We start from the raw sequence: 19,419 nt of genomic DNA, 5'->3' as shown, positions 1-19,419 counted from the left end.
CTGCTTCGGGAACCCGAGTGTCATCGCCGCGTCTCGACGCGACGGCCCGGCACGTTCCCGTCCCGCGCCCGATACAACGAGGCAAGACCGATGACGCGAAGCTTCGTCGCCGAGATGAACATCTCCCACGCGGATCTCCCGCTGACACCGACGATCCGAACGCTCGAGGACGTGGACCTGACCGCGGAGTCACAACCGTTACGGTCGTCCGATCGGGCCGGGCCGATCATGTTCTATTCGGTTTCGAACTGCAGTTTTCCGGCGTTCGAATCTGCCCTCGAGGACGATCACACGGTCGACGACTGGGACGTGACGATGGAGTTCTCGGACCGTCGCGCGTATCAGATCTACCTCAGTTCGGCCGCAAAGTTCACGACCCCGGAGATCGCCGATCTCGGGCTGCGAGTGCTCTCTATTCGGAACACCGACCGCGGCTGGCACCTGCGACTACACGCCCCCGATCGGGAGCGCCTCGGCGACTACTGGCAGTTTTGTCGCGAGGAGGGCATTCGCTGGGACCTCGTGAAACTGTACAGCACCGGACCGAAAGCGCAGTCCATCTACGACGACGACGCCGAGGTCCCCCTTACCGACCGCCAGCGGGAGGTCGCTCGGACCGCGGCCCGGATGGGATACTACGAACCGGAGGGTGCCAGCGCGGCGGCCGTCGCCGACGAACTCGGAATCTCGCAGTCGACGCTGTCGACACATCTGCGGCGGATTATGGCCAAAGTGTTTCGACACCTGTTCGACGGTTGAAACCGATCGCCGGCACCGCGATCGTCCGCCGAAGATACGTTCCCCCATATGAAGGGGAGAAGAGTACGACGATAGGTTCGAAGCCGTCGATGCGTGCTAGTCTGGTAATGCATGAACCAAGCAGCGTCACATCGGTTTCGGAGGGACAGCCGAGCCTAGCGATCATCGAACGAGTCGCCGCGCTGGACGGAACGGATCCGCTATCGTTGCCGCCGCTGTACGACGCCGTCGATCCCGACGCGCTGGATTCCCTCTTTCAGTCCTCGAGCACCGACGGCCCGCAGACCACGGGGGCGGTACAGTTCACGTACTACGGTTACGACGTCCGCGTCGACGCGGACGGCGATATCGTCGTCGAGTCCTAACGACGTCCCGAAACCGGTCGGTGCGAACGCCGTCACGACCCACCCCAGACGAAGGCGCTTTACGCGCCGGACTGCTTGCCCCTCGTAATGAGCAAACCGAGCCCCGATGTCTACGAGCAGGGCAAGGGCATGGACGCCCACAATCAGGTTATGCGCGAGATCCGCTCGCGCAAGGAGGCCAGCTACGATCCCCACGAGCCCACCCGCGTCTGGCTCGACGAGGACAACACTCCCGGCGGCGTCAAGCGGAGCCTGACGATCATTCTGAACACGGGGGGCTGCCGGTGGGCCCGCGCCGGCGGCTGTACGATGTGCGGCTACGTCGCGGAGAGCGTCGACGGCGGCAGCGTCTCCCACGGGGCCCTGATGGACCAGATCGACGTCTGTCTGGAACACGAAAACGAAAATGCTGACGAGCCGGCCGAGCTCATCAAGATCTACACCTCCGGCTCCTTCCTCGACGAGCGCGAGGTCGGCGCCGAGACCCGCCGCGCCATCGCCGAGACGTTCGCCGACCGCGACCGGATCGTCCTCGAGTCCCTGCCTGACTTCGTCGACCGGGAGAAAATCGGCGACTTCACCGGGCACGGGATCGACACGGACATCGCGATCGGCCTCGAGACGGCGACCGACCGCGTCCGCCACGACTGCGTGAACAAGTACTTCGACTTCGCGGACTTCGAGGACGCCTGTACCGAGGCCGCGACGGCGGACACCGAGGCCGACGACGCCGAGGCCGGCATCAAGGCCTACCTCCTGATGAAGCCGCCGTTCCTCACCGAGTCCGAGGCCGTCGAGGACATGATCTCCTCGATCGAGCGCTGCGCCGACGTCGAGGGCTGTCACACCGTCTCAATGAACCCCTGTAACGTCCAGCGCTACACGATGGTCGACGAGCTCTACTTCAACGACGGCTACCGCCCGCCGTGGCTCTGGTCGGTCGCCCACGTCCTCGAGGAGACCGCCGACACCGACGCCATCGTCGTCTCCGATCCGGTCGGCCACGGCTCCGATCGCGGCCCGCACAACTGCACGGAGTGTGACGACCTCGTCCAGAAGGCGATCAAGGACTTCGACCTCCGGCAGGATCCCTCCGTGTTCGAGCAGGTCTCCTGCGAGTGCGAACTGACCTGGGAGACCGTCATGGAGCGCGATCGCAGTTTCAACCAGCCGCTGACGCGGTAGCGACGATCGTCTCGAGCGCGGAACGGACTCGAGTCTCCGCTCAGTCGAGGGCCGAACGTCCCCTCCGAACAGGTATAGCATCCGTTCGCGAAGCGAGCGGTTGACCGACGGCGAGGCTAACGGCCGAACTGTCGGCCTTTTTCATCGAAGTCCGCGAGAGCAGAGCTCTCGCGGGCTCATCAGAAATCGAAGATTTCTGAGGGCGTTTTTGCGCCAGCGCGCGACCAGCGGTCCCGCGAGCCGTGCGAATAGTGCGAGACCTCTGATCTCGCATACCATGCGAACGGCCCGAGGCCGTAAGCAGAGGGCGCTTCGCGCCCGTGAGCAGAACGAGCGGTGAGTGAGCGTCGCGCGGTTCGGAGCGAACGGAGTGAGCGAGAACCGCGCCAATGCGAACGGCGAAGCCGTGAGCGCGAGCGAACACGAGGCGGAAAAAGTTCGGTGTTCAGTCGCCGGTAGCCGCCTCATCGCCGGTCGGTCGCACCGATTCCGTGTCGGCGCGCGGAATCTCGAGCGTGACGACGGTCCCCCGCGGCTCGTTCGCGTCGAAGGACAGCTGGCCGCCGGCCTGCGTGACGACGAGGTTGACGAGCCAGAGACCGAGCCCGCTGGCGTGGCGCAGTTGCGTGATCTCCCGGTCGCCCTGGAGCAGTTCCCGCTCCTCGTCGGGCATTCCGGGACCGTCGTCGGCGACCGACAGCGAGAGCATCCCGTCGTCGCTCCGGTGGCAGACCGAGACCTCGATCGTCGGCGCCGCCCCGTCGTGGTGTTCGACGGCATTCTCGAGCACTTGGTAGAGGATGGTCTCGAGCGAGGCGTCGATCCGGACGAACAGCCGGTCGGGAACCGAACAGGAGACGGTGACAGCGGGGTACTCGGCCTCGAGGCGATCGACGGTTGCCGCGATCGTCCGGGCGACGTCGGTCGGGCCCGTCGTCGTCGGCTCGCGCTCCAGAACGCGCTCGACGGTGCGGGTCTTCTCGGCGAGCGAGACGAGTTCGCCGGCCCGCTGCTGAATGGTCGTCGCGTACTCGATAGCGTCGTCGCCGACGGCGTCGGCGAGCATCTCGGCGCAGCCGTCGATGATGTTCATGCCGTTTCGCATGTCGTGGCGCAGGACGCGGTTTAGAATTTCGACGCGCTTCTGGCGCTGTTTCTGGTCGGTTATATCGGTGTAGAGGCCGAACGTGTGGTCGGTCGACTCGCCACGGTCGACGGGAACGATCCGCATCATGAAATCGCGCAGCCCGTCGTCGGTCCGCCGCTTGACCTCGGTCTCGACGGTCTCGCCGTCGCCGCCGCGGCGGGTGAGCGCTTCCGCCTCCGCGCTCCTGTTCGCGGGTACGATGATCTGATCGAGGGACCGACCGACGACCGCCGACTCCTCGTAGCCGAACGTCCGTTCGAACGCCGGATTGACCGCCTCGACGATTGCGTCGCCGGCGGTCTGGCGCGCGCTGACGACGGCGTCGGGGACGTTCTCGAACAGCGCCGCGAACCGGTCGCGTTCCGCCCGCAACTGCTCCTCGAACGCGAGTCGATCGAGCGCGTCGGTGACGTGTGACAACAGGAGCTCCGCCAGCTCCTCGTCCTCCCGACTGAACGAGCCGACCGCCGTCGAGACCGTCTGAAACACGCCCCGTTTGCCGATCGGGACGGACAGCACGGAGCGCAGCGTGCCGTCGACCGGCGCGGCGTCGGGCGCCGTCCGGAGGTCGTCGATCCGGTATGTCTCCCCCGTTCGATACGTCTTGCCGGCGATCCCCTCGTCAATTCCCATCCGCCGGTCGAACTCGGCATCGAGTTTCGAAGAGAGGGCCGCCGTGACGAGGTGATCGCCCTCGAGGCGCTTGACGACGCAGACGTCGAAGTTCAGGACGTCTTCGGCCGCCTCGACGGTGCAGTCGTAAATCTCCCGTCGGGTCCGGCAGTTCTCGAGGCGGGAGGCGACCTCGTGGAGGCGCTCGATCTTCGCCTTCCGTTCGACCAGTTCCCGTTCCATCCGCTTGCGCTCGCTGATATCGCGAATGATGCCGACCGAGCCCGCGATTTCGCCGTCCGAGCGCAACAGGGCCGTGTTGACCTCGGCCGGTGTGCGCTCGCCGTCGCGCCCCACCAGCGTCACCTCGTAGGTCGCAACGCGTCGGTCGTCCGAGAGGAGGCGGCGAACGCGGCGCCATCCGCGCTCGACGCTCTCGTCGGTGAGGACCGTCGAGATGTGCTCACCGACGAGTTCGTCGCGACCGTAGTTACACATATTCGCCATCGTGTCGTTGACGGCGACGAACCGGCCCTCGGTGTCGAGCTGATAGACGCAGTCGCCGACCGTCTCGACGATCGTCTGGGTCCGCTCGAGTTCGCGCTGCCGGGTCGCTCGGTCGAGCGCGACCTCGGCCGTCGCGGCGAGGACGTGAACGAGGTGGATCTCCGCGGTATCGAGGTCGGCGTCGTCCGCCGACGCCACCGTCAGCAACCCGTGGTCACCGAGCGGGTGGACGACGGCGTTCCCGACGTCGATCCTGAGATCGTAGGGGAGTTGCTCGGACCTGACGTCCTCGATGACGGACGGATCGCCCTCCGCGTAGGTTTTCCAGAGCACTCCCTCGTCCGGTGCGATCGAGGAGATGTCGCTCGTGATCGCGTCGAGGGACTCGCTGACCGCCGCGAGTTCGAGCGTCCCGCGGTCCGCGTCGTAGATTCGGACCGCGGCGAGCGGACGGTCGATAACGTGTTCGGTCGCGTCGGTCACGATCGCGGCGATCTCGTCGGGCGACTCGGCGCGCATCAGTTCGCGGGTCGTCTTCTGAAGCGCCTCGAGGGCGTTCGCGCGCTTGCGTTCGGCGGTGACGTCCCGAACGAACGAGAGGACGCTGACGACCGCACCGTCGGCGTCGGTCAACGGCGTGTTGACCCACTCGCAGGTGATCGTCGTTCCGTCCTTGCGAACGTTCTCGTCGGTCCGCCACGTGGAGTTCCCGTCGAACTCCCCGTCGAGTAGGCGCTCCCAGTGCTCGCGGATCTCGTCTCGAATGTCGGCGGGAACGATCAGTTCGGTCGCGGACCGACCGCGGGCCTCTGACGCCGCGTAGCCGAATAGCTCCGTCGCCGCCGGATTCCAGCTCACGACGTCGAACTCGAGGGACCACTCGATCATGGCGAACGGCGATTGGTCGATCAACGACTCGAGTTGACTCGAGAGCGCGGTCGCCGAATCGGATCCGGAGGAGTCGGCGGGCGGCGCCTCGATTCCGTCGTCCGCGAGGAGGGCGTCGATGCGGCTCGCGAGCGCGTCGACGCCGTCGGCGCGGGGAACGTAGCCGTCGGCGCCGGCGGCGACGACCGCGCCGGCCAGCGACTCGCTGCCGTCGGCCGGAAAGACGATTACCGGAAGATCGGGCCACCGGGTCCGGAGTCGGCGACAACACTCGACCGGATCGGCGTCGGGCGACCCGTCGCCGACGACGGCGCAGTCGGCACTCGAGCAAGCGGCTGTCAGGTCCGCGACGCTGTCGCCGGCCGCGACTCGACCGACGCGTTCGCGCAGTTCCCGGACGGTCCCGTCGGCAGCGGGGCAGACGTAGACGACCCCCGTTTCAGATCCCATGCGCTCGTCCCCTCCAGTTGGATACACCGACTTCAACGAACTGCCATGTCATTACTGTTTGACTCGACTCACGAATTGAGTCGTGACGCGATCGGCGGTTCTGCGGGGACGGTCGCAAAAACGAGAAGACGAGCCAGCGGACGTCTACGCTTCCGTCTCGGCCAGTTCGAAGCCGCGGAGGATCCCCTGTCCGTCGGTCGGACCGACGTCGGGCAGCGTCGCCCGCTCGGGGTGGGGCATCAACACGGCGACGGCCTCGCTCTCGCCGAGGACGCCCGCGACGTTGTGTTTCGAGCCGTTCGGATTCACGTCCGGCCCGGTCTCGCCGTTCTCGTCGCAGTAGCGAAAGAGGATCCGATCCTCGTCCTCGAGTTCGTCGAGGCGGTCGTCGTCGATCTCGTAGCGGCCCTCGCCGTGGGCGATGGGGATTTCGATGACGTCGCCCTCGTCGTAGGCCGCCGTCCACGGCGTGTCGTCGCGCTCGACGCGCAGGTAGACGTGTTCGCACTGGAAGCGGGCGCTCTCGTTGGTGGTAAAGGCGCCCTCGGTGAGCCCCGACTCGCAGCCGATCTGGGCGCCGTTACAGACGCCGAGGACGGGCGTGCCCTCGGCCGCGGCCTCGCGGACCTCGGCCATGATCGGCGAGCGCGCGGCCATCGCTCCCGCGCGCAGGTAGTCCCCGTAGGAGAACCCGCCAGGCAGGACGATCCCCGAGGTGTCCGCGGGCAGGCCGTCCTCGTGCCAGACGATCTCGGCGTCGATCTCGAGGTGCTCGAGGGCTCGCTCGGCGTCTCGGTCGCAGTTCGAGCCGCCGAATCGGATGATCGAAACCGTCATCTACCGCTCGTCGACCTCCACGTCGTAGTCGTGGATGGTCGGGTTCGCCAGCAGTCGCTCTGCCATCTCGTCCGCGCGTTCGCGGGCGCTCTCGGCCGATTCGGCCTCGAGATCGACCTCGAAGCGATCCGCCGAACGCAGGTCCTCGAGGTCGAAGCCCAGTCGCTCTAAGGCCTGCTGGGTCGTCTCGGCCTCGGGATCGAGGACGCCGTGTTTGAGCCGAACGGTCACCGTCGCGGTGTAGGCGGTCATTACCTGAATCCCCGTATCCGTGCTCAAAAACGCTTTCGACTCGGATTCGTAATACACGTTTGTGGATACCCGCTCGCGTCAGGCCGGAACGGTCGGTCGACGCGCCTCGATCGCGCGTACGATCCGGTCGGCCGCGCGCCGCGCGCCGGCGACGTTGCCCGCCAGCGGACCGACGGTTCCCGCCGCGAGCGCGCCCATAACGAACAGCGGCGTCTCCGACCCGGTCGCGTCGCGCCAGGCCAGCGTCTCGTCGTCGAGTATCGGCATCCCGCGGTAGCCGCGCTCGAGGTCGAGCGACGCGGCGACGCGGTCGACGAACGGGTGCTCGAAGACGGGAGCGAACCCCGTCGCCAGAACGGCACGCTCGGCCGAGCAACAGCCGCCGTTCTCGAGCAGCAGCCGAACGCGATCGTCGATCTCGCGGGCGGAGCGGACGTCGCTACGACGGACGGAGAGGTCGCCGTCGTCGTCCCGCTCGAGGTGCTCGAGCAGTCGCGGCGGAACGGTGCCGTCGTTGCGCGCCTCGCTGACCGTCTCGGCGCGCGCTCGCGATCCGGGCGGGTGGCGATGGAGGTGTTTTTCGATGTGGTTCCAGTTGATCCAGCGCGGATCGGCCTCGATCGTCGCTTCCTCGAAGCCGTCGCGCGGACACAGCGTCACCCGCTCGCGCTCGGCCAGCGCGGTCGCGAGCTGGACCGCGGTGATCCCGCCGCCGACGACGACCGTCTCCTCGGCGCGGCGCTCGGGAGCGAACCCGTCCCAGACGTGCGTGATCGCGTCAACGCCGTCGGCCCACGGCGGATACCGGTAGCGACCGCCGTGACCGATCGCCAGCACGCAGGTCCGCGTTCGGATTTGCCCTCCGCTCGAGTCGCCGGTTCTGTTCTCGATTCCGGTTTCGTCTTCGTCGCCCGCGGCCGTCTCGAGGACCAGCGAGCCGTCGCCTGCGGCCGAACGGCGAATCGACTCGACGGCGGCCCGCCGGTGGCGGTCGGCGAGTCCCTTGCGTTCGATCACGTAGTCGGCGAAGTCCAGAAACAGCGACAGCGTCGGCCGCGGCGGATACCCCGGCGTCGGCCGGAGTTCGCCCTCGCGGCCGCGGCTCTCGGCGAACGACTCCAGACCGAACGGCTCGGTACCGACGTGCTGGACGAACGTCGATCGGAGTTCCGCCATCCCGCAGGCCGCCGCCTTCCGACGAAACGACGCGAGTAGTCGGTCGTGCGGATCGACGAGCAAGAGGTCCTCGCTCTCGAGGGCGGTGTCCTCGAGCAGCCGCTGACAGCAGTAGGTGCCGTGGACGCCGCCGCCGACGATGACACAGTCGTACATCGAACCGCGATACGCCATATTATTACTTTAGTTCTTCGTATTATTAATAAATGCTATCGAGACATCCAATATTCATAGAACCGCCCGCCGCTGATACCCGAGCAACTGGTTCTCGAGCGACCGTCGAAACCGGACGACTGCGATCAGAACAGGAGCCGTCCCGTCCAGGCGATAGCGAACGCAAATCCAACCGCTGCGGCGGCCTGTCGCGCGAGCATCCCGGCGACGAACCGCACCGAAACCTCGCGGGCGACCGTAATCGCCGTGACGAGACAGGGCAGCAAGACGCCGGCGAGGTAGACGGCGACCAGCACCTCGACCGGCGAGAGGGCCTCGAGCGCGGCCGACTCGGCCGTCAGGAGTGCGATCCCGTCCTTCCGGATCGCCGCGAGGACGATCGGCAGCGCCGCCTCGGCTGGAAGGGCGAAGGCGGCCATCGCCGGCTCGAGGACGGCGCCGAGGCGCTCGAGCGCGCCCACGTACTCGAACAGCGCGGCGACGACGCAGATGGCGGCGAAGACGGGGAGCGCGGTCGTGACGAAGCTCGCGAGCGAACTGCGGGCCTCTCGCCAGATGGCACGAGGACGGGGCCGCTCGAGGCGGGTGCGTCGGTCGACGGCGAGGGCGGCCGTGCGCGCTTCGGGCGGCGCGATCAGGCGGACGTAGAGCAGCGTCGTCGCGACGAGAACGGCGAGGTAGGGGCCGACGAGCCACGGCATCCCGACGGCGGCGAACACCGCCAGCGTGGCGGGGAACTGGTAGGAGCAGGCCGCGCCGAAGGAGACGGCCGAGATCGTCGTACAGCGGGTGCAGTCCGAACAAGCCCGCGTGCTCGTGACCGCGGGGACGTTACAGCCGAAGCCCATCACGACCCGGACGAGATCCCGGCCGGTGAGTCCGACGCGGCGCACGATCGGATGCAGCGCCGTCGTCACGCGCATCGTCAGCCCGCTCGCCGCGTACGCGCCCGTGAACAGCGCGAAGATCAGCATCGTCGGCAGCGCCCAGACGAACAGGAACGGCCCCATCGCGAGCAGGCCGTAGTCGCCGCCGAGCACGGCCGCGAGCGGTCCGGGAAGCGACGTCGTCCAGCGAACGGCGGGCTCGAGGGCGGCGCCGACGCGCGGATCCAGCTCGGCCGCGACGGCGTTGGCGAACCAGACGGCGACGACTGCGGGAAGCAGAAGAACGAGCGCGCTCGCCACGGGACCGAGATACGGCCGGTCGAAAACGCGTTCGGGCGGCTCGAGATCCCAGTCGATTTCCACTGCGGTGTCGCCGGGCAACTCAGCCGCGTGGGCCAGCGCGGCGCGAACCGCACGGCCGTCGGCCGGGGTCATCGAACGGTCGCCGTCCGTGCCGGTGGTTCCGCCTCGGGGACCGCCGTCCGCCGCGACCCGATCGCGCTCGAGGGAGCGCGCGTCGACCGGGACGACGGGAACGCCGAGGTCCGATTCGAGGTCGGCGACAGCGCGACGTCGCTCGGTCTCGTCGATCGCCTCGACGCGGTCCCAATGAGTGACAATCACCGCACCGGTCCGACCCCGGACGAGCGGCAAGAGGTCGCCGAGGTCACGGGCGATGGCCGACGCCGGAACGACGAGGACGACCGTTTCGGCACCCTCGAGCGCAGCCAGCGCCTCGCGGGTCGTCTCGGTGTCCGCCTCGAGAGTGATCCCGGGCGTGTCGATCACCTCGAGGTCGCCGCCCCGGTAGACCTCGTTCGAGACCGTCGCGCCGTCGACGTTCTCGGCGGCCGGCGCCGCGCCGGTGAGTCCCGCCGCGAGGGCGGACTTCCCGACGCTCTCCTTGCCGATCAAGACGGCACGGTTGGGCTCCGAGTAGCGCCGAGCAGGTTCCGCGTCGGTCATTCGGCGCCGATCACCCTGTCGCGTCGCGCGGTTCGGTCAGCGGACGATCCCCTCTGTGTCGGCCACAGCGATGACGTTCGCATGCTCGAGTTGGCTATGGCGCCACCGTTTTAATAATTTTTCTTTGTCAGATAATAACTACTATTATGATTGAGTTCATATTGTTAACAGAATGCCCGATAGCTCGATTCCCGTCACGGTGCTCTCCGGCGTCCTCGGCGCTGGGAAGACGACGACGCTCAACCACGTGCTGCGAGAGACTGACCGCGACCTCGCCGTCCTCGTTAACGACATGGGCGAGGTCAATATCGACGCCGAACTCGTCGCCGAGTCCTCGGACATCGCCGACGAGGACGAGGAACTGATAGAACTCTCGAACGGTTGCATCTGCTGTGAACTGCGGGGCGACTTGCTCGACGCCGTCGGCGAACTCACCGCGTCGGATCGGGAGTTCGACGGGATCGTCGTCGAATCGACCGGCGTTGCGGAGCCGCTACCCGTTGCTCAGACCCTGACGCTCGGCTTCGATCAGGCCGATCTCGACCCCACCGAGTTCTACGCGGAAACCGGAATCGAACCGCTCGAGGGCTGTCACCTCGATACGACCGTTACGGTCGTCGACGCCCACCAGTTCCGGACGGCGATGAAATCCGACGAACTGCTCGACGACGACGGCACCGAGAAACACCTCGGGGATCTCGTCGTCGAACAGGTCGAGTTCTGCGACGTCCTCCTGGTGAACAAGTGCGACCTCGTCGAGGAGGAGACGCTCGCGGAGATCGAAGCGACGCTCGAGGTGCTCCAGCCCCGCGCCGAGATCGTCCGTACCGAACACGGTCGAGTTGATCCCGACGACGTCGTCGACACTGATCGGTTCGACTTCGAGGCGGCCAGGCGATCTGCGGGCTGGGTTCGGGAACTTCAGGAGCCCCACGAGTCGGCCGAGGAGGAACACGGCGTCTCTTCGTTCGTCTTCGAGGCGCGCCGCCCGTTTCACCCCGAACGGTTCGCCGACCTGCTCGACGAGTTCCCCGACACCGTCGTCCGCGTGAAGGGCCACTTCTGGATCGCCACCCGCCGCGACGAGGCGTTCACACTCAACGTCGCCGGTCAGTCGGTTCGCGTCGGTCCCGGCGGGACGTGGGTCGCCGCGCTTCCCGAAGACGAACGCCGCGAGCACCTCACCGAAGACGCCGAACTCGAGGCGGTCTGGCACGACCGATGGGGCGACCGGAACGTCCGGCTGGTCCTGATCGGCACCGAGATGGACCGCGAGTCGCTGCGCAGCGACCTGAAGTCGTGTCTGGCGACCGACGCCGATCTCGAAGCCGACCCCGAAACGCTCGGGGATCGATTCCCGCGGTTCGAGCCGCTCGAAGAGGAACTCGAGGACGACGAGGAGACGGACGACGAGGAGACGGACGACGCCGACGAGGATCGCGATCACGCGACGGAACTCGGGATCGCGGATTGACTACCGTGACCGAACGAGATTCCGACACCGACGCCGATATCGACGTCGAGACGCTCGCCGAAGAAGCCGCGTCGCCGGACTCGCAACCGGCGGACAGCGAACTCTCGCCGTGTTACAAGGCCTACGTCGAGCGCAACGACGACCGCCCGGACGTCTGTACGATCTACTCGGACGTGACGACGGGCGACTTCGAAGAGACGTGGGTTCGCGCGATCGGTGCAGCATTCGTCTCTCGAGACGATGCGCGGTGACCGATCGTGCCGATCGATTCGACCGATACCCGAGAAACTCCGGCCACGACCTGCGTAACTACCCGCGGACGTGGGCCGGAATCACGTCCGACGGTCGCTCGAGTTCGAACTGCGACGAGTCGGTCCAGTCCGCGGCCAGCGTCACCCAGCGCGTCGCGCTCGATCACAATACCGGTGCCGTCTGTGACGGTTTGGTCGACGAGACCGACGAACTCCCCGAATACGTTCACTCGAGTCATTGTCTCGAACGTGGACGCGTGACTGAACGCCGTCGAGAGGGTTCCGGTCCGGTCGCGCCTCAGCAGTCGCAGTACGCCGGCTCGCAGCACTCGAGGTCGTCGAGGAACATCCCTCGTTCCCGGTAGGCCTCGAGCGGGTCGGTATCGACGCCGAGTCGGTCGGCGATCGTCTCGGCGACGACGGCGAAGCGCTGGCGGAACTTGTAGATGAAGCAGAACTGCTGCCCATCGTGGGCGACCTGCGGGCCGACCAGGAAGAGCCCCGGCGTCTCGGTCGACTCGTCGCGGTCGGTCAACGCTGGCGCGTCGCCGTCGAACGCGAACAGGTCGTCGACGACGGCGAGACTCCCCTCGAACCCGGTGGCGAGCAGCGGCGGCGCCCGCGAGCGGAATCGATCACCGTCGGTCGTCCGGAGGACGTAGCCGTCGTCGGCGCGTACCGGGCCCGCCTGCACGCACTCGATACTCGCAACGCGCGCGTCGGTAACGAGATCGATCGGGCGTCCCTCGATCAGCGCTCGCTCGAGTCGCTCGCTCGTCCGCGGCGAGAGCACCTCGCTGGGGTCGGGACTGCGGTACTGCCACGGGCCGTCGGCGTCGAGCACGGCGACCGAGCAGCCGGCATCGGCGAGACCGAGCGCCGCGTCGATGCCGCTCTCGGCGCCGCCGACGATCACGACGTCGTCCGTGACGGGGCCGGTCGAGCCGGCGCCGTCGGCCGCGACGCGTGCGGACGGCTCTGCGTCGGCGTCCGAAGATTCGCGGTCGAAGGCCGTCTCGGCGCCGTCCGGCGACCACCGGTCGGCGTAGGCCACCCACGAGTCCACCGTCGAGACGTGGACCGAGTGCTCCGCGCCCGGAAACGAGCCGTCCGCCGGATACTGGTACTCGCCCGCGGCCCAGACGACGTAGTCGGCCTCGAGCGGGCCAGCGCTGGTCTGGAGGGAGAAACCGTCGGTCTCGACGTCCGTCTCGCCCGGTTCAGTTTCCGTAGCGTCACCGGGGACGACGCGGTCGACGTCGACGTCGCCGTAGACGGGCACCTCGTGAAACGCGGCGACGGCCTCGAGGTAGTCGGCGTACTGCTCGCCGGTCGGATGCTCGCGGTCCAGCGCCAGTGCCGGCGAGGTGTCGGGCGTGATCGCGTTCAGATCGCGGGTGCCGAAGGCCGTGGCGGGAAACGACGGCGTCAGCAGTCGCATCTCGTCGGGCCACTGTCGGAACGACGAACCGATGCAATCGCGCTCGAGGACGGCGTACTCAATCTCGAGGGACTCGAGCGCGACTGCGGTACCGATCCCCGCGGGGCCGGCACCAACGATCGCGACGTCGAGCGTTCCTGGTAACGTCATGCGAGCCTAGTACTCGCCGCCACGGTGTTAATAATATTGGTTCATATTCTGCTAACTAGCCACAACTATGATGGGCAATATATTATGCAGTCGTTCTCAGACACATCCACGGAAAGCAGGACTTTTGGCGACAGGTAGACTGAAGCACGTAGTGATGAATCCAATTTCGCTCGAGCGGAGGTGGTCCCGATGACGACCGACATTACCGAAATCACCGTGATCGGAGACGACGATACGGGACTGGTCGCCAACGTGACCAGCCTCCTGTTCGAGCGCGGAGTCAACATCGAGGACCTCGATCAGGCGGTTCGCGACGGCGTTTTCCGGATGTATATAGCCGTCGACACCTCCGAGATGGTCTGTACCGAGGAGACGCTCCGCGAGGACCTCCACGAACTTGGCGACGACCTTGGACTCGACGTTCAGGTCCGATTCCCCGCCGACCGCGAGACCCAGCAGATCGCCGTTCTCGGCACGAAAGAGAGCCACTGTCTCGAGGCGATCTTCGAGGCGTGGGCCAACGACGAACTCGGCGCCGACATCGGGGTCGTCATCGGCAACCACGACGACCTCCAGCCGCTCGCGGAACACTACGACGTCCCCTTCCACGACATCGGCGACGAGAAGGGCCAGCAAAACGAGGACGAACTGCTCGACGTGCTCGCCGAGTACGACGTCGACCTAATCGTGCTCGCGCGGTACATGCGCATCCTCTCTCCTAACGTGGTCTTCCGCTACGAGGATCGCATCATCAACGTCCATCCCTCGCTGCTGCCCGCGTTCCCCGGGGCCGAAGCGTACCGGCAGGCGCTCGAGGGGGGCGTTCGTGTCGCGGGCGTCACCGCCCACTACGTGACGACCGACTTAGACCAGGGGCCGATCATCACCCAGCGCGCGTTCGACGTCCCCGACGACGCCGATCTGGACGAGATGAAACGCCGCGGCCAGCCCCTCGAAGCCGACGCCTTGCTCGAGGCGGTGAAACTCCACCTCAACGGCGACGTCTCGGTCCACCGCGGCCGGACCTCGGTCCGGGAGAACGGGAGCGAGTACCAGCTCGGCCTCCCCGAGGAGATCGACGAGGTCACGCCGGACCGACCGGTCGACGGCATCGGCGACGTCGTCGCGAAGGAACAGTAGCGAGTCGGATCGGGTGGAAGTCGACGGGACGTTCCCCACCCCCATCCGTCCGCAGTCCGATTCAGGTTTCGTTCTCGAGTCCGCGAGCTACGACTCCCAGATCTCGAGGCAGTCGTCGCTACAGAAGTGTTCGTAGACCGTCTCGCCGTCCTCGACGGCGGTCACGACGCGGTGGTTAGCAGACGATGCAACGGTGTCGCCACACACTCGACACTCCTGTGAGTCCTCGTCCGTCGAATCAGCCATTAGGTGACTGAAGGGACAAGACCCACTTGAACGCACCTATCGCGGCTGATACGGCCACCGGCCGATAGATCCGTCCGTTGAAGCCATCTAACGGCGAAAATACCGCTCAGAGCTGGTCGGGATGGACCGTCACGTCCTCGAACAGCGGGTGGAGGTCGTCATCGAGCTGGGACATGAGATCCCGGACCTCGCCGCCCGTGAGCGCGGCGGCGACGGCGTCGGTGACCGCCTCGGCGAACTGCTCGGCGTCGTCGGGTTCGACGTCGATGTCGCGGAGATGTTCGCCGACGCGGTCGACGAACGCCCCGCGGTCATAGCCGGCGCCGTCGTGGTCGGCGTCCTCGAGGACCCACGCCAGTTCGTCGGGCAACTGGGCGGCGACGTCCTCGGCCTCGCCGCCGGTCAGCGTCTCGCCGAGCGTCGCGGCGGCGCTCACGAACGTCGAATTCGTCCATTTTGGTCACCCCGACCGCTAGTGATGTGGTCCCGCCATGGATTGCGAGCGTGGGCCGAGACTATCAAAATCAAGGAGTAACGGGTCCGAAATGCCGCTTCCGGCGACAGTAGGCTTATCGCGGTCTCCGTCGTAGTTTTGTATGGTATGTCACAACAAGACGAGCGAGAAGTCCGAGAGGAACTGTCCGTCGACCAGTACACGCTCGGCCTCGTCGGACCCGATCAGGAGTGGGCGGGGACCGTCGCGGACGGGGGGACGATCGAGACGTACACGCCGCCGGGCTGCTGGGGACCCATGGTGACACCCGAGTTCCGGGGCGGCCACGAGGTCACGCGACCGATCCGCGTCGAGGGCGCCGAAGTCGGCGACGCCGTCGCCTTGCACATCCGGGACGTCAAGGTGACGAGCATGGCGACGAGCACGGGGTCGATGGCCGAACGCGAGGACGCCTTCTACGACGACCCATTCGTCGACCACCGCTGTCCGGAGTGTGGCACCGAGTGGCCGGAGACGGTCGTCGAGGGCACCGGCGAGGAGGCGATCAAGTGCGCCGAGTGCGGCGCGAACGCCTCCTCCTTCGGCTTCGAGTACGGCTACACCGTCGCCTTCGACGACGACCACAGCGTCGGGATCACGCTCGACGAGGACGCCGCCCACGAACTCGCCGAGAACGCCGACGAAGTGATGGACATCCCCGAGAACTCCCGCCAACATCCCATCCTGCTGTACGAGCCCGGCGAGATGCCCGGCACGCTGGGTCGCTTGCGGCCGTTCATCGGGAATGTCGGGACGACGCCGTCGATCACGATGCCCGACTCGCACAACGCGGGCGACTTCGGCCAGTACCTCATCGGCGCCGAACACGACTACGGCGTCGAGAGCGAGGAGGAACTCGAGGCCCGTACGGACGGTCACATGGATATCCCCCAAGTGCGCCCGGGCGCGACTCTGATCTGTCCCGTCAAGATCGACGGCGCCGGGGTCTACGTCGGCGACCTCCACGCGAATCAGGGCGACGGCGAACTCTCCCTGCACACGACCGACGTGAGCGGGAACGTCACGATGGACGTGGAAGTCATCGAGGACCTCGAGTTAGACGGGCCCGTCCTGCTCCCACCGGAGGAGGACCTGCCCTTTATCAGCAAACCCTACAGCGAGGACGAACGCGAGGCGGGTCGTGAACTCGGCACCGAACACGGCGTCGATATCGAGGACGACATGGGCCCGATCCAGGTGATCGGCTCCGGCGCGACGGTCAACGACGCCACGCAGAACGCCTTCGACCGCGCCACGAAACTGCTGGACATGAGCGAGGGCGAGGTCCGCTCGCGGTGTACGTTCACCGGCGGCGTCCAGATCGGACGTCTGCCGGGCGTCGTCCAACTGGACATGCTCGCGCCGATGGACGTGCTCGAGGACCGCGGGATGTCCCACCTGGTGCGCGATCAGTACGGGCTGTAGTGACGACGACAAATCGACTCGCCAGTCATCCCACGATGGCGCGTGCTGAACGGGGTGAGTCAACGACGAACCCCGATTCGATATCGCGCGAGGGATGAGTGAAGGAACGAAGTGACCGAACGAATCGGTTGGGGAGGGAGTGGCTCTCTTCGTTGCCACGCGAGGAAACGCTCGTTTCCGCTCACGGTAGTCAAGCACACGAGGCGGCCGGGCTCTATCGAACCTGCGCGATTGACTACCGAGAACCGCCCTGTACCGCGGGCATCAGCGTCAGCGACGCGTCCGTCGGAACCCGATCCTCCATCGTAGCACGCTCGCCGTCGACCGTCACCCTGACGCTCGAGCGCAGTTCGTCGCCGTCAGTGTAGAGGTGCGGTTCCGCCCGCGGGTAGGCGTCGACGAACGCCGCGACGGCGTCGGCGACGGTCCCGCCGTCGAACTCGAGCGAAACCGTCTTCGCGCCGGTCGCGCTCCGCACCGGACCGTACACCGTGATCTCCATGGTTCGACGATGGACGCGAACCGACAAAGCCGCTTCCGCCGCGTCCGCTCGAGAATTGCGAACGGCTGGCGGACGAGGGATCCGACTCGAGTCGAAGAAACAGAACGGGTGACGGCTGGAAAATCAGTCGTCGCCGGGTTCGGCGCCGCTGGCGGCGGGCGTCGACGACGTCGCGGTCGACTGGCCGGTCCACGACGAGGAGACGATCGATGCGACGGCGAAGGCGACGATCGCGAGCACGAAGACGGCTAGCATCCCGGTCGCGACGGTCGCGATACTACCGGTCAGTCCGGACGGGACGATACTTGCGACGATACCGCTGGTAGCGAGGCTCATTGACGGACAATCGGAGGTTACTCGTCCCGGCATATGAGGGTTGCTCTGTCGTCCGGCGAATGTGAAACGATATCGAGGGACGTAGTCGAGAGAGTACCGAGTCGCAATCGAATCGACGGCCGCCGAACGACGACGACTCAGAGCCGCCTGACCGCGCCGATCGCGCTCGAGAGCGGCGGCGCGTCGAACAGTTCCCGACCGGTGTACGCGTTCGCGCCGGCGCAGTAGAGGTCGCGGGCGGTCTCGATGACGCCGTCGTCGAGCGGTTCGGGCTCCTCGTCGCACAGGGACTTCCAGTCGGCGACGTCGGTCCGTTTGGCCTCGGCCTTGGCGGCGTCGACGGCCTCGACCCAGTCGGGCTGGGTACGCTTGTGGTACTGCCGGAGGACCTCCTTCGAGAGCTGGGTACCCTCGTAGCTGAAGCGGTTCTCGTCGAACGTGCCGACGACGTCGCCCACGCGGATCTCGCCGTCGTAGTAGAGACACTCGATCTTGCCGTCCTCGTGGGTCAGTCCGGCCGATTCAGCCTGCTCGGTGACGATCCGGTTGACCTCGCGGGCGAGGGACTCGAGCTCCTCGATATCGGCCCGGCCGGCGATCTCGTCGGCCTCGGCGCGGTCGAGTTGGCGGTCGCTCTCCTCGTACTTCGTCGTGAACTCGACGATCGGCTCCTCGAGGTCGACGGCCTCGTCTGGCCACTCGTCGAACGCGAGGCCGTGGTCCGCGGGCTCGGTCCGGCGGCGCAGGCTCGAGCCGACGGGGACGCGGTTCCGGAAAACGATCTCAAGCGGGACGAGGTAGTTCGATCCCGCGGCGTCGTGGTAGCTGTCGTAGTCGTAGCTCCGGCCCTCGTGGGGGAGATCGGGGACCTGCGTGAGGTCGATGGCCATCTCCCAGGGTGGGCTCGAGGTCTCCTCGAGCGGGACGACCTCGCCCGATTCGACGACTCCGCGGTAGTGGGTCGGAACGCCCTCTGACTCGAGCAGTTCGAAGTTAAAGGCGCCCATCGTACAGAGGCTGGCGCCCTTGTCGGGGATGCGATCGGGCATCTGGCCCCAGTCGAAGACGGAGTAGGCGTCGGTGAAGACAAACGACCCCGCGCCGAGTTCCTCGTCGGTCGCTTCCTCCTCGATCCGGAACTCCTTGACGCTCGTCACGTGAGACACCTCCGATGGTGGCGAGCGTGACGTTCGAACAGCTTCGCTGTGAGAGTAGTCATACGCGACACCTCAGGACGTGTCCGCCGCCGCAGTTCATATCCCAGTTGCCGTGGTCGGCCCCTAAGAAGGTTTCAGTATCGGGCAGGAGATCCGCGGTCGATGACGCTGCGGTTTCAAACCGGCGTCCGGAGCGGGAGTCGAGGGTCCGCTCAGTCACCGTCGACGGTCGCGAGCAACTCTGTTGCCGTCTGCTGGAGCGGTTCCTCGAGGCCCTCCTCCTCGACGAGGCCGCGAAGGGCCGAATCGCACTGGGACGTCGCCAGCGCCTCGAGCGCCTGTCGCCGGTACCGATCGGCGATGCGCTCCGTGCGGGCGAGCGCCGCGAGTTCGTCGCACTCGTTCGCCGTTTTCAGTTCGCGAATCGCACCGGCGCGGCGCTCCTCGTCGGCGCCGTCGTCGAGGGCGAGTTCGACGCACTCCGTCGGTGTCCGTGAGCTCATGGGCGCCCTTCGCGGTCGCCGCCGATAAGAACGCGACCTGCGTTCGACGGATTGGGGGTCGACGAAGCGGCGATATCGAAGGACACAGAGTCAGGA

General features: G+C 66.7%; 19 protein-coding genes. 7 read left to right on the top strand and 12 right to left on the bottom strand.

Going from position 1 to position 19,419, the window contains the following annotated elements; translation table 11 throughout:
- The first annotated feature begins 90 nt into the window (after positions 1–90).
- The 3 genes from EH209_RS09660 (at position 91) to EH209_RS09650 (ending at position 2,309) form a co-directional block, all read left to right on the top strand.
- Complete coding sequence (locus EH209_RS09660) at positions 91–759, top strand: helix-turn-helix domain-containing protein (protein ID WP_126662715.1); 669 nt, start codon at positions 91–93, stop codon at positions 757–759.
- A gap of 107 nt (positions 760–866) precedes the next feature.
- Positions 867–1,124 (top strand): HalOD1 output domain-containing protein, encoded by a 258-nt coding sequence (locus EH209_RS09655; protein ID WP_126662714.1) that lies wholly within the window; start codon positions 867–869, stop codon positions 1,122–1,124.
- An 87-nt stretch (positions 1,125–1,211) separates the two neighbouring features.
- A complete protein-coding gene (locus EH209_RS09650; protein WP_126662713.1) occupies positions 1,212–2,309 on the top strand; it encodes an archaeosine biosynthesis radical SAM protein RaSEA in 1,098 nt (365 codons plus the stop codon).
- A 445-nt stretch (positions 2,310–2,754) separates the two neighbouring features.
- Here the strand turns inward: EH209_RS09650 and EH209_RS09645 are convergent, their stop codons facing one another.
- From EH209_RS09645 to EH209_RS09625, 5 genes are all read right to left on the bottom strand, one after another.
- Positions 2,755–5,913 carry a PAS domain S-box protein gene (locus tag EH209_RS09645; RefSeq protein WP_126662712.1) on the bottom strand — a complete coding sequence of 1,053 codons (3,159 nt, stop codon included), beginning with the start codon at positions 5,911–5,913 and terminating at the stop codon, positions 2,755–2,757.
- A gap of 144 nt (positions 5,914–6,057) precedes the next feature.
- Positions 6,058–6,750, bottom strand: coding sequence for a phosphoribosylformylglycinamidine synthase I (gene purQ, locus EH209_RS09640; protein WP_126662711.1), 693 nt, complete (start codon positions 6,748–6,750; stop codon positions 6,058–6,060).
- Positions 6,751–7,002 (bottom strand): phosphoribosylformylglycinamidine synthase subunit PurS, encoded by a 252-nt coding sequence (gene purS, locus EH209_RS09635; RefSeq protein ID WP_012941873.1) that lies wholly within the window; start codon positions 7,000–7,002, stop codon positions 6,751–6,753.
- 78 nt (positions 7,003–7,080) lie between these two features.
- Positions 7,081–8,334, bottom strand: coding sequence for an FAD/NAD(P)-binding protein (locus EH209_RS09630; RefSeq protein WP_126663566.1), 1,254 nt, complete (start codon positions 8,332–8,334; stop codon positions 7,081–7,083).
- Between the two features lie 143 nt (positions 8,335–8,477).
- Complete coding sequence (locus tag EH209_RS09625) at positions 8,478–10,205, bottom strand: nucleoside recognition domain-containing protein (RefSeq protein WP_126662710.1); 1,728 nt, start codon at positions 10,203–10,205, stop codon at positions 8,478–8,480.
- A gap of 172 nt (positions 10,206–10,377) precedes the next feature.
- Between EH209_RS09625 and EH209_RS09620 the strand changes: the two genes are divergently transcribed.
- Entirely contained in the window at positions 10,378–11,679 is a 1,302-nt protein-coding gene (locus tag EH209_RS09620; RefSeq protein ID WP_126662709.1) for a GTP-binding protein, read from the top strand.
- A 5-nt stretch (positions 11,680–11,684) separates the two neighbouring features.
- The gene (locus EH209_RS09615) at positions 11,685–11,930 is read left to right on the top strand and encodes a DUF7511 domain-containing protein (RefSeq protein WP_126662708.1); all 246 of its coding nucleotides are present in this window, start codon (positions 11,685–11,687) and stop codon (positions 11,928–11,930) included.
- A gap of 298 nt (positions 11,931–12,228) precedes the next feature.
- Here the strand turns inward: EH209_RS09615 and EH209_RS09605 are convergent, their stop codons facing one another.
- Positions 12,229–13,521 carry an NAD(P)/FAD-dependent oxidoreductase gene (locus EH209_RS09605; RefSeq protein WP_126662706.1) on the bottom strand — a complete coding sequence of 431 codons (1,293 nt, stop codon included), beginning with the start codon at positions 13,519–13,521 and terminating at the stop codon, positions 12,229–12,231.
- A gap of 189 nt (positions 13,522–13,710) precedes the next feature.
- Here EH209_RS09605 and EH209_RS09600 point away from each other — a divergent pair, with 189 nt between their 5' ends.
- Positions 13,711–14,661: a formyltetrahydrofolate deformylase gene (locus EH209_RS09600; RefSeq protein WP_126662705.1), complete on the top strand. Its 951-nt coding sequence runs from the start codon at positions 13,711–13,713 to the stop codon at positions 14,659–14,661.
- Positions 14,662–14,748: 87 nt separating this feature from the next.
- Here EH209_RS09600 and EH209_RS23990 read toward each other — a convergent pair whose 3' ends face one another.
- Together EH209_RS23990 and EH209_RS09595 are read right to left on the bottom strand one after the other, a co-directional pair.
- The gene (locus EH209_RS23990; RefSeq protein WP_164722027.1) at positions 14,749–14,907 is read right to left on the bottom strand and encodes a DUF7576 family protein; all 159 of its coding nucleotides are present in this window, start codon (positions 14,905–14,907) and stop codon (positions 14,749–14,751) included.
- A 106-nt stretch (positions 14,908–15,013) separates the two neighbouring features.
- Positions 15,014–15,343: a DUF2267 domain-containing protein gene (locus EH209_RS09595; RefSeq protein WP_126662704.1), complete on the bottom strand. Its 330-nt coding sequence runs from the start codon at positions 15,341–15,343 to the stop codon at positions 15,014–15,016.
- A 165-nt stretch (positions 15,344–15,508) separates the two neighbouring features.
- Between EH209_RS09595 and EH209_RS09590 the strand changes: the two genes are divergently transcribed.
- The gene (locus tag EH209_RS09590; RefSeq protein WP_126662703.1) at positions 15,509–16,825 is read left to right on the top strand and encodes an acetamidase/formamidase family protein; all 1,317 of its coding nucleotides are present in this window, start codon (positions 15,509–15,511) and stop codon (positions 16,823–16,825) included.
- 235 nt (positions 16,826–17,060) lie between these two features.
- Here the strand turns inward: EH209_RS09590 and EH209_RS09585 are convergent, their stop codons facing one another.
- The 4 genes from EH209_RS09585 to EH209_RS09570 form a co-directional block, all read right to left on the bottom strand.
- Complete coding sequence (locus EH209_RS09585) at positions 17,061–17,327, bottom strand: MoaD/ThiS family protein (protein WP_126662702.1); 267 nt, start codon at positions 17,325–17,327, stop codon at positions 17,061–17,063.
- 123 nt (positions 17,328–17,450) lie between these two features.
- Positions 17,451–17,663 carry a hypothetical protein gene (locus tag EH209_RS09580; protein WP_008896024.1) on the bottom strand — a complete coding sequence of 71 codons (213 nt, stop codon included), beginning with the start codon at positions 17,661–17,663 and terminating at the stop codon, positions 17,451–17,453.
- Positions 17,664–17,800: 137 nt separating this feature from the next.
- Positions 17,801–18,820: a phosphoribosylaminoimidazolesuccinocarboxamide synthase gene (locus EH209_RS09575; protein ID WP_126662701.1), complete on the bottom strand. Its 1,020-nt coding sequence runs from the start codon at positions 18,818–18,820 to the stop codon at positions 17,801–17,803.
- Between the two features lie 212 nt (positions 18,821–19,032).
- Complete coding sequence (locus tag EH209_RS09570; RefSeq protein ID WP_126662700.1) at positions 19,033–19,323, bottom strand: hypothetical protein; 291 nt, start codon at positions 19,321–19,323, stop codon at positions 19,033–19,035.
- Between the last annotated feature and the right edge of the window lie 96 nt (positions 19,324–19,419).

This window comes from Haloterrigena salifodinae (genome assembly GCF_003977755.1).
Taxonomy (GTDB): Archaea; Halobacteriota; Halobacteria; order Halobacteriales; family Natrialbaceae; genus Haloterrigena; species Haloterrigena salifodinae.
The sequence above is the reverse complement of the archived record's forward strand: the minus strand, read 5'-3'. Positions and strand labels throughout refer to the sequence as shown.